The organism is Pseudomonas fluorescens (genome assembly GCF_000802965.1).
GTDB lineage: Bacteria > Pseudomonadota > Gammaproteobacteria > Pseudomonadales > Pseudomonadaceae > Aquipseudomonas > Aquipseudomonas fluorescens_A.
In genome coordinates this window covers 1-13,741 of sequence record NZ_JSAK01000015.1, presented here as the reverse complement: position 1 = coordinate 13,741, position 13,741 = coordinate 1, and the positions used below count along the sequence as shown (strand labels likewise).

Here is a 13,741-nt window from a genome sequence, read left to right as displayed (position 1 = left end):
ATACTTTTTCTACACAAACCCCGGGAAGGCAGGGCATGTCAAAACAAGCCGTTTTTACGATGAAACTTGAGTCTGAATTGCGCGAACAGTTCATGGCAGAGGCAGAAGCTGCTCATCGCCCTGCCTCGCAAATCGTTCGGGAAATGATGCGCCAGTTTGTTCAAACGCAACGAGAGTCCCGCGAGTACGATGCGTTCCTGCAACGCAAAGTGGACATCGCTCGCGCTTCGATGCACACCGGCGATGGTCTGACGAGCGATGAAGTTGAAGCAGAATTCGCCGCCAGGCGCAGGCGGGCGACCCTACAAGAATGAAAATAACCTGGACGAAAGAAGCAGCACAGGATCGTGCAGACATTTGGGATTATTTGCATGCCGTCAATCCAAAAGCAGCCATCGAAATGGACAGCCGTTTCAGCGATGCGATATCCCGGCTTGCCAACGACCCGGAAAGTGGTCCTGCCGGAATCATCGCAGGCACTCGCGAGCTGATCCCACACCAGAGCTACCGCATTGTTTATGAGAAGTGGGCGGATTCACTATGGATACTGGCCGTTGTTCATACCTCTCGGCAGTGGCCGCCTGAGAAGAGTTGAGTTTCTACACCCCCCGCCCCTTCCTCAACATCACATCCAACTGATCCACCACCTCTGCCCAATCGGCATCATCCAGAATTTCAGTGCGCAGCAGATCGGCCTGGCTCGGGCTCCAGAAGAACGCATCCGCCAGATGCAGTTCCGGTTTGAGCGGCGAGTGGGTGGCGATGAATTTATCGATGTTCTCGGCGTCGTCGGGCAGGCCGAGTTGTTTGAACAGGGAGGGGAGGCTGTGGGTTGGGTTTTCCATGTCTGACTCCTTTGGAATGGATGGGCGACCGGCTCGCGGTCAATCGCGGGCAAGCCCACACAGTGATTTGTGTGTTGCCAAAAACTGCAAATACACCACAAAACCTGAGGTAGCGGGCTTGCCCGCGATGGCGATGTCACTGAACCGCAAAACCTAATAACTCAACTCCCGCACCTGCGCATGCGGCACCATTTTCAGAAATTCCGGCATGTTCATGTGCACCAGGTTGATGTGATTGCCGGCTTCCAGGTAGATGTCTTTTTGCCGGGTCAGCAGCGGGTCGATGACCACGTCGAGCCCATAGGCCTCACCCAGCGCCGGCACGGCGCCGCGTTCGCAATCATCAAACAGGTGCGGTAAGTGGCTTTCCCGGGAAACTTGCCATTCGCCACTGGTGCGGACTTTGCTCAGGTCCAGATGACGGCTGGCAGGCAGCACGGCCATCAGGTAATGACCATGGTGGTCGTCAAGGATTACCGATTTGGCCACCCGTTCGGCAGGAATGCCCGCGACCCGCGCCGTTTCGAGGCTGCTGGCCGAATGTGGGTGGGTGACGATGTCATATTCGCATTGAGCCCGGTCCAGGCTTCTTTGCACGGTTCTTGCCATACGCATGATGCACCTCGGTGTCCGCAACAACCTCTGGCGGACAATGGTTGACGCTTTTTCACGTACTGAAAGTCTAGGCCCGCCGGGGCAATCCGGCGGGAAATCCGCCCATCGGACACGTCGACAACTGAGCAAAATTCATACAACCCGCCACTCAACTAGACTGTATACAGAACCACCCAGCGACTCTCCCGGAGGGTCACGTGAACACTCGCTGTTGTGCCATTGCGTTGCTGCTGGCGTTGAGCGGATCCGCCTTCGCCGCGGACACCGCTGGACTGCCGACGCCCGACCCGATCGGCATCTGGCTGATCACCTTCGGCATCGCATTCCTGATCGCCGAAGCCGCCCTGCCCAATTACGGCGTCATCGGCTTGGGTGGGATCGTGATGTTCGTGATTGGCGCCGTAATCCTGACCAATGCCGAAATGCCCGTTCCGCTGATGATCGGCCTGGGCCTGATCAGTGCGCTGCTGCTGATTTTCCTGCTGATCCGCGCCCTGAAAACCCGACCGCGCCACACGGTCAGCGGCGATGCCGGATTGCTCGGCAGTGTGACCCCTGTGTTGTCATTGCAGATCGGCGATGCCTGTCACGGCTGGGTGCATTTGCAGGGCGAACGCTGGCAAGTGTCGAGTGCCAAACCCCTGCAGATCGGTCAGCGCGTCCGGGTAGTGGCACGCAAGGGCTTGATGCTGGAAGTCGCCGCGACTGACGCGGTTCCGGTTGGAGAATGAACATGGGCTTGCAACTGGGTTTTGTCGCGCTGCTGCTACTGCTGATCGCGTTGGCGGGAGCGACGTTCCGCATTCTGCGTGAGTACGAGCGCGGGGTGGTGTTCCAGCTCGGGCGCTTCTGGCAGGTTAAAGGCCCCGGTCTGATTCTGTTGATTCCGGTGGTGCAGCAAATGGTCCGTGTCGACTTGCGCACCGTGGTCCTCGATGTTCCGCCCCAGGACGTGATCACCCGCGACAACGTTTCGGTCAAGGTCAATGCCGTGCTGTACTTCCGCGTCCTCGACCCGCAGAAGGCGATCATCCAGGTCGAAGACTTTTTGATGGCCACCAGCCAACTGGCGCAAACCACCTTGCGCGCGGTGCTGGGCAAGCACGAACTCGATGAATTGCTGGCCGAACGCGAACGGCTGAATATCGACATCCAGCAAGTGCTCGACGCCCAGACCGACGCCTGGGGCATCAAGGTGGCCAACGTCGAAATCAAGCACGTCGACCTCAATGAATCGATGATCCGCGCCATCGCCAAACAGGCCGAAGCGGAGCGCGAACGCCGGGCCAAAGTGATCCACGCCGAAGGCGAATTGCAGGCCTCGGAAAAACTCATGCAGGCCGCCGAAATGCTCGGCCGCCAACCAGGCGCCATGCAGTTGCGCTACATGCAGACGCTCAGCTCGATTGCCGGCGACAAGAGCTCGACCATTGTCTTCCCGCTGCCGATCGAGTTGCTCAAGGGCATGGCGGATCTGTCGTCAAAACCTTGAACGCGGACGGTTACTCCGTTTGCGCCGCCAACGGATACACGGACTGCCAGCCGCCGCCGAGTGCCTTGTACAAGCCGACCATCGCCAGCGACACGCCGGTCGAACTTTCGACCCATTGCTCCTGAGTCGCCAGTAACGCGCCTTGCACGGTGAGCACGTTGACGAAATCCACCACGCCCTCAACGTATTGCTGCTGTGCTGTTTGCAAGGCGATCTGGTTCTGCCGCACCGCTTCGGCGAGGCTGTCGCGGCGCAGTTGGCTGGCGTTGTAGGCGCTCAGTTGATCGTCGATTTCATGCCATGCACCCAGCACGGTTTGCTGGTAGGCGATGGCCGCTTCCTGTTGCTGGGCTTCCCGCAAATTCAGCACGCCGCGCAAACGACCGCCGTCGAACAATGGCAGGCTGAATTGCGGGCCGATGCCGAACGCACGCGAGCCCCATGAGCCGAAATCGCTCAACTGCATGGCTTGCGAACCGACGTTGCCCGACAGCGTAATCCGCGGATAGAAATCGCCCTTGGCCACGCCAATACTCGCGGTCGCGGCATGCAGGCGCGCTTCGGCTTCGCGGATGTCCGGACGGCGCTCGGCCAGTTGCGACGGCAGGCCGATGGCGACCTGACGCGGGGTTTGCGGCACCGGCGCGTCGGTGGATAACTCGGCCGCCAGCGCTTGAGGCGGCTCGCCCATCAACAGGCTCAAGGCGTTGATCAGTTGAGACTGACGCTGCTCCAGCGCTGGCAGGCGCGATTCGATGGCCGCGACTTGCGCGGCGGCTTCGGCGACATCCAGATCCGTCGCGACGCCGTCAGCCAGGCGCAATTGCGACAGCTTCAGGCTGTGGCGGGCGACGTCGAGGTTCTGCTCGGTGACGGCGCGGGTGTTTTGCACACCGCGCAGTTGAATGTAGTCCTGGGCGGTTTCAGCGAGCACCGACAACAGCACACCGCGACGGTCGTTTTCCGCGACTTCCAGCGTGGCATCAGCGGCTTCGGTTTCACGGCGCACGCGGCCCCAGAAATCCAGCTCCCAGGACGCGGAGAAACCGGCATCCCAAAGGTTGAACGCGGAGTTGCCATTATTCCCCGACGGGTCCATCAAGCCTTCGCCGCTGTTGCGTTTACGGGCGTAACTCCCCGTGGCAGCGGTATTGGGATAGCGGTCGGCGGTGATCACCTGGCGTACGGCGCGACTTTGCTGCAAGCGACTGCTGGCGAGCTTCAGGTCGAGGTTATCGGTCAGGGCGCGCTGAGTGAGGGCCGAGAGTTTCGGATCGTTGAAAACCTCCCACCAGCGCTCGTTCATTGTTTCGTCGGTGGCTTGGCTGGCGGCAGCCTGGGATGGTTTCGACCATTCGGCGATTTGCTCTGCCTGTGGTTTCTGAAAATCCGGGCCGACAGTGCAGGCGCTCAGCGCAACCATACTCAACATGACCAATGCTGACCGGGCGCGGACCTTGTGGCGAGGGAGCTTGCTCCCGCTGGGCTGCGAAGCGGTCCCAAAATTTGCGAGCGCTGCGCACTCGAGCGGGAGCAAGCTCCCTCGCCACAGGGGTTGGTGTTTGCCGAAAAAACTCATCGCTGCGCAACCTCATGCTCAGTGCCGGCGCTTGCGGTATCAATCCTCGCCTCCACCGACATCCCCACCCGCAACCGCGCAGCCAATGGCTGACCCGGTTCCAACACAATCTTCACCGGAATCCGCTGCACAACTTTGGTGAAATTACCGGTGGCGTTATCCGGTTTTACCGAGGCAAACGTCACCCCGGTGGCCGGTGCAATGCTCTCAACCCGCCCGTTCAGCTCGGCACCGCCAAAGGTATCGACGCGCACCGTCACGTCCTGCCCCGGCTGCACATTCGTCAATTGGGTTTCCTGGAAATTGGCCACCACGTAGGCCTGCGCCAACGGCACCACGGCGAGCAATTTACTGCCCGGCGTGACGTAAGCCCCGACCCGCACCGCACGCTCGCCGACCATGCCATCCTGCGGCGCGACGATGCGGGTGTAGGACAGCTCGTAACTGGCGATTTCCAGCTTCGCCTGCGCTCGTTTCAGGCCACCTTCGGCACCGTCACGTTGCGCCGTGAGGATGTCCACTTGCTTGCGTTCAGCCGCCAGCACTGCCGTGACATTGGCCAGCCGAGCACCCGCCTGATCGATGCGCGTGCGCGCCTGCTGAGCGTTCTGCACGGTACCGGCGCCGACCCCGGCAAGGTGGTTGTAGCGGTTCAGTTCATGTTCGGCGAAGGCCATTTCAGCCTTCGCCGACACCACGCTTGCCTGCGCCTGAGCAATCACCGAAGCCTGCCGCTCAAGGGTTGCCCGAGCGTTTTGCAGTTGCGCCTGGGCCACCAGCGTTTCGGCGGAAGCCGCTTCGGCGGCAGCGCGCAAATCGCGGTCGTCGATCAGCGCCAGCAACTGCCCGGCCTTGACCTGTTGGTTGTCTTCGACCAGCACTTCCTTGATGAACCCGGCAACGCGCGGCACCACCAGCGTGTAGTCCGCCGAAACATAGGCGTCATTGGTGTTCTGTTGCGTGCGCTGACCAAACAGGTCGGGTGCCAGCAGGTAAATAAACACGCCCACCGCGATCACGACGGCAACGCCCACGGCCACTTTTTGCTTTGATTGAGTCGTCATAAAAACCTTCAGTTTCAGTGGAGCATTCAAGTCGGTGCGCGCGGCGGATAGATCCGCGTCGGCATCCAGAAAATCAGCAGGATCAGCGCCATAGCGACGCCAGCCATGCACAAATAGAGATCCGACGCAGTCAGCACCACGGCCTGCGCATGCAGCCGGTGGGCGAGGCCTGCACTGTCGGAATCGACCAAGGGTGAGTTACCGAGGCGGTCCACCAACATCGTTGAATGAAAGTGCAACCGCGCCGTGGTCAAGGTCTCCAGCACGCCGGTGGCGATCACCGACGCCAGGCCTTTCACGGTGTTGAACCAGGACGACGCAAACGGGCCGTCCATCGGGGAGATGCTGCCGGTGGAGAGCATCAACAGCGGCAGCACCGCCATGGGTTGACCGAAGATTTGCAGCAGTTGCAGGACGTAGAAATCGTCGCGAATCCACGCCGACGTCAATTGCGATCCACCGATGCAGGACAGCACCAACATGCTCAGGCCGATCCCCAGCACCCAGCGACAATCGACCCAGCGCAGGTTGCACAGCGCCGCCACCATCGGCAGCGCAATCAGTTGCGGCAATGCTGCCAACAGAGTGATCGGCGCGGTCTGCACCGGGCGATAACCCTGGACCTGCGCCAGGTAACTGGACGGAATAATGATCACCGCCAGCAACACCACCAGCACCCCGGCCAGAGTCAGCAGGGCGAACGAAAGGTTGCGGATGCCGAGCATCTGAATCTTGAAAAACGGGATCGGCTGCGACCATTCGTTGATCAAAAACAGCACCAGCAACAGCGACCCGGCCACCAACAAAACGCTGATCAGGCTCGACTCGAACCAGTCCAGCCGATTGCCTTGCAGAATGCCGACCACCAGCATGCAGATCGCCGGAAAACCCAGCAGCAAACCGCGCCAGTTGAATTGCTTGAAGCGCTCCAGCCGTAGCGGGTCCTGGGGGATTCCATAAGCCACGGCGAGCATGGCAATCAGGCACGGCGCGACGACTTGCCAGAAGGTCCACTGCCAGCCGACATACTCGGTCCAGAGCCCGGCCAGCGGCGTGCCCAGCCCCGGGCCGAACGTGGCCGTCAGGGCATAACCGGCCAGGCCATACAGCTTCACGTTGGCCGGCAAAAAACGCAGGGCGACGGTCATCAGCATCGGTGGCAGCGCGCCGCCGGCGAGCCCTTGCAACGTGCGCAGGAGCAACAGGCTTTCGTAGTTCGGCGCCAGCGGGCACAACACGCCCAACAGCGTGAAAGCGCTGATGGCGCAGAGAGTGAAACGCCGCAACGAGAATGTCACCGCGCACCACGGCGCGAAGGCCATGGCCGCCACCGAAGTCGCGGTGTAACTGGCAACCAGCCAGGTGCCTTCGTCATAGCCGATGGCCAACGCACCGCGGATATCGGCCAGGGCGACTTTGGTCACCATCTCGTTCAGGCCCGAGACCAGCACCGCCAGCAACACGCCCACCAGGCCAATGATGATCCGCGGGCCGAAGACCGGTGGTGCGGCGGCCGTAGGGCTGGCCGCAGCGACAGGTGCCGTGACCGTGAGGGAAGTCATTGCTGCAAGCTCCGGAATTTGAACATCGGAGCATTCTATGGAGCGCGAGCCATTACGAAAATTTACTTATCGGCAGGTTATAAGTGCGCCAAACGCAGCATTAAGATCAAAAGATCGCAGCCTTCGGCAGCTCCTACAGGGGTTCGCATGTACCTGTAGGAGCTGCCGAAGGCTGCGATCTTTTGATTTTCAAACAGGTTGCGCCGCCATCCAAGTCTCGTCACAGCACGTTTTCAGCGTTTCGCGCAGCCAGCGGTGTGCAGGATCATTGTCGAATCGCGGATGCCAGGCCTGGGTCAGCATGATGGTCGGCAACGGAATCGGCAGGGTGAACGAACGCAACTTCAAACCCAAACGACGTACGCTCAACAGCGTTTCCTTGGGCACCGGCAGGATCAGGTCGGAATCGGGCAAGGCAAACATCGCCGCATGGAAACTCGGCGCAATCACCGCCACCCGCCGCTCCAGTCCCAAGGCGTTAAGCGCCGTATCAATCGGCCCACGGGCGATACCGCGGCGAGACATGCTGATATGGGAAAACCCGGCAAAACGTTCAGCGGTGATTTCTTCATCGAGCAACGGATGATCCTCACGCACCAGGCCGACAAACTGGGTAGAAAACAGATTCTGCACTTTCACTTCCGGCATCAGCGGCCGATTGTTGCTGACGCTCAAATCGATGCGGCCCTCGCGCAAGGCTTCGTCATCGCCATCGCCTTCCGGCACGAAACGTAATTCACAATGCGGCGCCTGGCGCTCCATGGTGTCGAACAGCTTGCCGCCGTAGATGCCGATGAAGAAATCGTTGGCGCGAATGCTGAAACGCCGCCGCAAACTGCCCAGGTCCACCACCCGGGCCGAGTGGAACAACTGCGCGGCTTGCTCCACCACTTCCCTCACCTGCTCGCGCAGTTCAAGTGCTTTGGGCGTCGGCACCAATCCTCGGCCGGCGCGCACCAAAATCGGATCGCCAATGGCCTCGCGGATGCGCGTCAACGTCCGGCTCATGGCCGCCGGGCTCAGGTTCATCCGCCGCGCCGCACCCACCACACTGCCCTCGTCGAGCAAGGCGTCGAGGGCAACTAACAAATTCATGTCAGGCAATTGCATAGCGAGCACTCATATCTATTCGTCACTGACTCAAACGCAATCCTAACAGCCAACCCGCCTGTAGGAGCAAGCTTGCTCGCGATGGCCATGACGCGGTCCCTCAGGAAGTCCGAGTAATCGTTTATCGCGAGCAAGCTTGCTCCTACAGCCGAAAGCACTATCAGTTCTGATAGTTCTCAATCTTGGGTGAGGCGAGTAGAAATAAAGGCCAATAACCTCTCGGCCCTATTCTTTCGAAGTACTCTCAAATGACTCAAGCCAAAACCGTTTACCCAGAGAACCAGAGCCAGCGACGCACGATGCTGCTCGCAGTAGATCTCAAAAACTCGGTTCTCGCGGAAATCGACGCGAGCAACCCCAACCAACTTGCGTACTCGCCCTACGGCCAGCAATCCTCAAAGCGTGAGGTCATGACGCGGCTGGGGTTCAACGGTGAAATGCGCGAGGCGAAACCTGGATGGTATTTGCTGGGCAACGGTTATCGAACTTACAACCCACGGTTGATGCGTTTTCATAGCCCGGACAGTTTGAGTCCGTTTGGTGAGGGGGGATTGAATGCGTATATGTATTGTGAAGGGGAGCCGGTGATGAATTCGGATCCGACGGGGCGATCGGTATGGGCGCTTTCTCGTTTCGTGCAGTCAATGACGGGCAGAGTGGGCAACGTAGCCATTCAGATGGTCAGTAAGACTGCGACCACCGTCGGCAGCGGTGTCTCGCAGGTATTGGGAGCTACTCGGAGCGCGGTTCTGAGCGCGAAGAAGGTTTTTACTGACAATTTTCTATTTGATCAGAAGGTTATGCGAGAACTTGGACCCCCACCACCCACGATTTCACAATTACAACGGGCTGATCGGGTGTTCGCTCCAAACCGATACGTTAATGGATACGAAAGTCGGTATATATCTCGACATCCAACCACATCAAGAGCTACTCGGCCAACTTCACTACCTCGAGGCAACGGTACTTCCGGAATTACAGTCGACAGGCGCGTTTCAGAATACACAGGCAATACGGGCAACCCCGTAACGCGCATTCGTGATGCAAACTGAATACTGCTCCATAAGCGCGGTGAGCCACGCTCACCGCACCATCCCCCACCGCTTCACCGTCACTCTCTCCAACGAATCAAACACCAGATTCTCCACCAGCAACCCAATCAAAATCACCACCGCCAACCCGGCAAACACCTTATCCGTATACAACTCATTGCGATTCTGAAAGATGTACCACCCCAACCCACCCTTGCCACTGGTCGCACCAAACACCAGTTCAGCAGCAATCAACGTACGCCAGGCAAACGCCCAGCCGATTTTCAGGCCGGCAAGAATCGACGGCAGCGCTGCCGGTATCAGGATGAACAACACAAAACGCATGCCCTTGAGGCCGTAGTTACGCCCGGCCATGCGCAGGGTTTCGGAGACGCCGAGAAACCCCGCATAGGTGTTCAACGCCAAAGCCCAAAGCACCGAATGCACCAGCACAAAAATCAAGCTGTTCTGCCCCAACCCAAACCACAGCAACGCCAGCGGCAACAGTGCAATGGCCGGCAGCGGGTTGAACATTGAGGTCAGCGTACTGAGCAAATCGCGGCCGAATTGCGTCGACACTGCCAGCGTCGTCAGGCCAAAAGCCAGGACGATGCCGATCAGGTAACCCTTGAGCAACACCACCAGGGAAATCCACACCTTGCCCAACAACTCGCCGCTGAGCAGTCCGTCGTACAGCGCATGTGCGGTTTGCATGAAGCTCGGCAGCAGCAGGTCGTTGTTTGTGTAACGCGAAGCGGCTTCCCACAGTACGGCGAGCAAAATCAGGATCAGGCTTTTACGAATCCAGCCCTGTTGCCACAAACGCTGGCCCAGTGGCAGTTCGCGTTCCAGCGGCACGCTAGTCAGCGGTTGCAGAACAGTTTCGAATTCTTCACGCGGGGATGATAAATGGCTCATCGGGCCCTCCTCTCAAACTGGCTCAATAAGCGATGCGGATGTCGGCGAAATCCAGTTCGCGCTCGGTTTCCGGCGACTGGCCTTCATCGAACAACAACCGATGGATGCGCCGCGCCGACTCCTGGAATGCCACGCCACCGAGGCTGTGCAAATCGTATTGATGACTGTGGACTTCCGCGCGTACCCGCCCCGGATGCGGCGACAACAGCAAGATGCGATTGCCCACCACCAACGCCTCTTCGATGGAGTGCGTGACAAACAGCAGCGTGAAGCGCACCTCTTCCCAGAGCAGCAGCAATTCTTCCTGCATCTTGCGCCGGGTCAGGGCATCGAGTGCGGCAAAGGGTTCGTCCATCAACAGGATTTTCGGTTGCATGGCCAACGCCCGGGCGATGGCGACTCGCGCCTTCATGCCACCCGACAAGGTATGCGGATAAGCATCGGCAAACGCCGCCAGACCGACCTTCTCCAGGTAGTGCAGCGCTCGTTCTTCTGCCTCTTTGCGCTTGAGGGTTTTCGACGCCAGCAGCGGAAACATCACGTTCTGTTTGACGGTTTTCCACGGCGGCAGTTGATCGAATTCCTGGAATACGACGATCCGGTCCGGCCCCGGCGCATCGACGCGCTGACCTTGCAGACGGATCTCGCCTTCGACGGGCTGGATGAATCCGGCAGCCGCTTTGAGCAGTGTCGACTTGCCACAACCGGATGGCCCGAGAAGGACAAAGCGGTCCGCCGGGTCGATTTCGAAACTGACTTGGTGGGTCGCTCGAACCACACGTTGTGGCGTGCGGTATTCGAGGCTGACGTTATCGACCGACAACAGCGCCTGGGCTTTTGCGTTCGGTTTGCTGACCGTGTGGCCTTGCAAAGGGGCATTCATTTCGATCAGCTCCCTTGCAGCGGCTTGGCGTCCTGGAAGAAGTAATCCTTCCACGAATCCGGTTTGTTTTTGATCGCGCCCACGCGGTAGAGGAACTCGGCCAGCGGGTAGGTATTTTTCGGCGTGACGCTGAATTCGAACTGCGGGTTGTCGATGATTTTCAGCAACTCGGCGCGGTCGATTTTCGCCTTGGTGACGCGGATGTAAGTGTCCGCCGCCGCGCCTTTATCGTTCTGCGCGAATTGCGCGGCTTCGGTCAACGCGTCGACAAAGGCTTTGTAGGTTTTCGGGTTTTCATTGCGGAATTTCTCTGTAGCGAACAGCACCGTCGGTGAGTTCGGGCCGAGCAGGTCGTAGGTGTTGAGCACCACGTGCACGTTCGGATTGGCCAACGCCTGATCCTGGAACGGCGGGTTGGAGAAGTGCCCGCTCAACTCGGTGCCGCCAGCGATCAGCGCCGCCGTGGCATCAGGGTGCGGAACGGCGATGGTGTACTTGTCGAGGCGATTGAATTCCTTGTCACCCCATTGCTTGGCGGCCGCGTATTGCAGGAAACGCGACTGCACCGACACACCCACCGCCGGCACGGCGATGCGGTCTTTCTCGGTGAAGTCAGCAATGGTTTTGACCTTCGGATTGTTGCTCACCAGGTAGTACGGGAAGTTGCCCAGCGAAGCCACGGCTTTAACGTTTTGCTTGCCGTGGGTGCGGTCCCAGATGGTCAGCAGCGGGCCGACGCCGGCACCGGCAATGTCGATGGAACCGGAGAGCAACGCATCGTTGACCGCGGCGCCACCGGACAGCTGGGTCCAGTCGACCTTGATGTCGATGCCTTCCTGCTTGCCGTACTTCTCGATCAGGTTCTGATCGCGCACCACGTTGAGCAGCAAGTAAACAATGCCGAACTGTTCGGCGATGCGGATTTCACCTTCGGCATGGGCCGCAGTCGGCGCCACGAGGCTGCCGGCGATCAGGCTGAAACCCAGGCCGATGGCCGCGGCCAGCGGTGCAAAGGGTAGACGTTTGGACATGATCAATCTCCGACAAATCAGAAAGGCGCGTCGCCCTGGATGGTGGTGCGATACAGCTTGCGGCGCAGATGGCTTGGGCATCCGGCGGCAAGGTGGATCAGCGAACGGTTGTCCCAGAACACCAGGTCATGGGGCTGCCACTGATGGCGGTAGATGTTTTGCGGCAACACGCTGTGGGCGTAGAGTTCTTCGAGCAGTTGCTTGCTCTCGTCTTCCGGCAGGCCAACGATGCGGGTAGTGAAACCCTCGCTGACGAACAACGCCTTGCGCCCGTTTTCCGGGTGGGTACGCACCACCGGGTGAATGACTTCGGCGACTTGCGCCAGTTGTTCCGGCGTCAGGGTAGGGCGCCAGTTGCCTTCGAATTTGGTCTCGCTGTAGCGCGCCGTGTAGGAGTGCGCCGCCGAGCGACCTTCGACCGCTTTGCGCAGCGCCTCGGGCAGGTTGTCCCAGGCTTTGTGCATGTCGGCGAACAAGGTGTCGCCGCCTTCGGACGGCAGTTCCTGGGCATGCAGCATCGAGCCCAGGCTTGGCAGTTCTTTGTAGGAGAGATCGGAATGCCAGAACTTGCCGGCATCGCCGAGGCCGATGGATTGGCCGTTTTCAATGATGTTGGAAACGATGAGAATTTCCGGGTGCCCGGTCAGCAGGAACTGCTTGAGCACATGGATCTGCAACACGCCAAAACGGCGGCTGAAATCGATTTGCTGTTCGGGGGTAATGCGTTGGTCACGGAACACCACCACGTGATAATCCAGGTGCGCACGATGAATGCGCGCAAAATCCTGATCATTGACCGGGCGAGACAAATCGAGGCCGATGATTTCGGCACCCACCGCACCGCTGAACGGGCGGATTTCGAAAAACTGTGGTGCGATGCTTGGCGATGTTGAAGCTGCGGACATAATTCACTCCCACGCACGGCACGCTCAAGGGCGCGCGCGTCGATCAGAAACTCACGGATGTCGTGTTGGTTCGTGTCGTGCGGCGCGCCGATTGGTCGGCAGGTACGCAGTGGATTAACTTTATAGATATAAGAACGTGAATTTAAATACCGTTAGCGAATAACCATATGGCTTAATTCACCTATGCTGCTGACAGCATGACGCTGTTCACTTGTGAGGGATGTTTATGTTCTACGTGCAACGCGACACAGACGGCCAACTGATGCGCGTGGAAGCCGAAGCTTACGCCGAATCCACGGAAACGCTGCCGGCTGACCACCCTGATCTTCAGGAGTGGTTTGCCAATGAAGTCGTGGCCACCAGCCACAAGCAACTGCAGCAAATCAAACAGCTCAAGCAACTGCGCCAGAGCGACCTGGAGATGATCCGGGTACTCGACGACTTGATCGAAGTGCTGATCAGCAAAGGCGTGATTCGCGTTACCGACCTGCCAGCGCCTGCGCAGGCCAAACTCATGGACCGCAGCCAGGCCCGGGAAGCGTTGGGTGGGTTGAGTCATTTGGTTGATGATGATGAGGAAGGGTTTATCTGAACCTATCGCTCGTCAGCGTCTGAACTGACGCTATCGCGAGCAGGCTCGCTCCTACAGGGTTTTGTGTTGCACACAAATCCTGTGGGCATCACCGATCAAACTGTGGGAGATTCT

The 13,741-nt window shown here is 59.2% G+C and carries 16 protein-coding genes; 6 read left to right on the top strand and 10 right to left on the bottom strand.

Annotated features, from left to right (window positions below):
• Positions 1 to 35 precede the first annotated feature (35 nt).
• Complete coding sequence (locus NL64_RS12575; RefSeq protein WP_034148399.1) at positions 36 to 314, top strand: hypothetical protein; 279 nt, start codon at positions 36 to 38, stop codon at positions 312 to 314.
• Positions 311 to 595 (top strand): type II toxin-antitoxin system RelE/ParE family toxin, encoded by a 285-nt coding sequence (locus NL64_RS12570; protein WP_034148398.1) that lies wholly within the window; start codon positions 311 to 313, stop codon positions 593 to 595. Before NL64_RS12575 ends, NL64_RS12570 begins: the two co-directional genes overlap by 4 nt.
• Positions 596 to 599: 4 nt before the next feature.
• On the opposite strand, the gene NL64_RS12565 is transcribed toward NL64_RS12570, so the two are convergent.
• Together NL64_RS12565 and NL64_RS12560 are read right to left on the bottom strand one after the other, a co-directional pair.
• Positions 600 to 845, bottom strand: a complete 246-nt coding sequence (locus NL64_RS12565) for a DUF2789 domain-containing protein (RefSeq protein WP_034148397.1) — start codon at positions 843 to 845, stop codon at positions 600 to 602.
• A 153-nt stretch (positions 846 to 998) separates the two neighbouring features.
• Positions 999 to 1,460 carry an aminoacyl-tRNA deacylase gene (locus NL64_RS12560; RefSeq protein WP_034148396.1) on the bottom strand — a complete coding sequence of 154 codons (462 nt, stop codon included), beginning with the start codon at positions 1,458 to 1,460 and terminating at the stop codon, positions 999 to 1,001.
• Positions 1,461 to 1,657: 197 nt separating this feature from the next.
• Here NL64_RS12560 and NL64_RS12555 point away from each other — a divergent pair, with 197 nt between their 5' ends.
• Both NL64_RS12555 and NL64_RS12550 read left to right on the top strand, forming a co-directional pair.
• Complete coding sequence (locus NL64_RS12555; RefSeq protein ID WP_034148395.1) at positions 1,658 to 2,191, top strand: NfeD family protein; 534 nt, start codon at positions 1,658 to 1,660, stop codon at positions 2,189 to 2,191.
• A 2-nt stretch (positions 2,192 to 2,193) separates the two neighbouring features.
• The gene (locus NL64_RS12550; RefSeq protein WP_034148394.1) at positions 2,194 to 2,952 is read left to right on the top strand and encodes a slipin family protein; all 759 of its coding nucleotides are present in this window, start codon (positions 2,194 to 2,196) and stop codon (positions 2,950 to 2,952) included.
• 10 nt (positions 2,953 to 2,962) lie between these two features.
• Here the strand turns inward: NL64_RS12550 and NL64_RS12545 are convergent, their stop codons facing one another.
• The 4 genes from NL64_RS12545 to NL64_RS12530 form a co-directional block, all read right to left on the bottom strand.
• Positions 2,963 to 4,384 (bottom strand): efflux transporter outer membrane subunit, encoded by a 1,422-nt coding sequence (locus NL64_RS12545; RefSeq protein WP_437176915.1) that lies wholly within the window; start codon positions 4,382 to 4,384, stop codon positions 2,963 to 2,965.
• Positions 4,385 to 4,527: 143 nt separating this feature from the next.
• Positions 4,528 to 5,595: an HlyD family secretion protein gene (locus NL64_RS12540; RefSeq protein ID WP_034148392.1), complete on the bottom strand. Its 1,068-nt coding sequence runs from the start codon at positions 5,593 to 5,595 to the stop codon at positions 4,528 to 4,530.
• Between the two features lie 26 nt (positions 5,596 to 5,621).
• Positions 5,622 to 7,157 carry an MFS transporter gene (locus NL64_RS12535; RefSeq protein ID WP_034148391.1) on the bottom strand — a complete coding sequence of 512 codons (1,536 nt, stop codon included), beginning with the start codon at positions 7,155 to 7,157 and terminating at the stop codon, positions 5,622 to 5,624.
• A 189-nt stretch (positions 7,158 to 7,346) separates the two neighbouring features.
• Positions 7,347 to 8,267 carry a LysR family transcriptional regulator gene (locus NL64_RS12530; protein WP_034148390.1) on the bottom strand — a complete coding sequence of 307 codons (921 nt, stop codon included), beginning with the start codon at positions 8,265 to 8,267 and terminating at the stop codon, positions 7,347 to 7,349.
• Positions 8,268 to 8,515: 248 nt separating this feature from the next.
• On the opposite strand from NL64_RS12530, the gene NL64_RS29580 reads away from it, so the two are divergent.
• Positions 8,516 to 9,319: an RHS repeat-associated core domain-containing protein gene (locus NL64_RS29580; RefSeq protein ID WP_080757958.1), complete on the top strand. Its 804-nt coding sequence runs from the start codon at positions 8,516 to 8,518 to the stop codon at positions 9,317 to 9,319.
• A gap of 30 nt (positions 9,320 to 9,349) precedes the next feature.
• On the opposite strand, the gene NL64_RS12525 is transcribed toward NL64_RS29580, so the two are convergent.
• From NL64_RS12525 to NL64_RS12510, 4 genes are read right to left on the bottom strand one after another with little or no spacing between them, the layout of a single operon-like run.
• Complete coding sequence (locus tag NL64_RS12525) at positions 9,350 to 10,216, bottom strand: ABC transporter permease (protein WP_034148389.1); 867 nt, start codon at positions 10,214 to 10,216, stop codon at positions 9,350 to 9,352.
• A gap of 22 nt (positions 10,217 to 10,238) precedes the next feature.
• Positions 10,239 to 11,099, bottom strand: a complete 861-nt coding sequence (locus NL64_RS12520; RefSeq protein ID WP_034148388.1) for an ABC transporter ATP-binding protein — start codon at positions 11,097 to 11,099, stop codon at positions 10,239 to 10,241.
• A 5-nt stretch (positions 11,100 to 11,104) separates the two neighbouring features.
• Positions 11,105 to 12,130: an ABC transporter substrate-binding protein gene (locus NL64_RS12515; RefSeq protein ID WP_034148387.1), complete on the bottom strand. Its 1,026-nt coding sequence runs from the start codon at positions 12,128 to 12,130 to the stop codon at positions 11,105 to 11,107.
• Positions 12,131 to 12,147: 17 nt separating this feature from the next.
• On the bottom strand, positions 12,148 to 13,035 hold the full coding sequence (locus NL64_RS12510; RefSeq protein WP_034148386.1) for a TauD/TfdA dioxygenase family protein: 888 nt from the start codon (positions 13,033 to 13,035) through the stop codon (positions 12,148 to 12,150).
• A gap of 226 nt (positions 13,036 to 13,261) precedes the next feature.
• Between NL64_RS12510 and NL64_RS12505 the strand changes: the two genes are divergently transcribed.
• Entirely contained in the window at positions 13,262 to 13,627 is a 366-nt protein-coding gene (locus NL64_RS12505; RefSeq protein ID WP_034148385.1) for a hypothetical protein, read from the top strand.
• Positions 13,628 to 13,741: the final 114 nt, after the last annotated feature.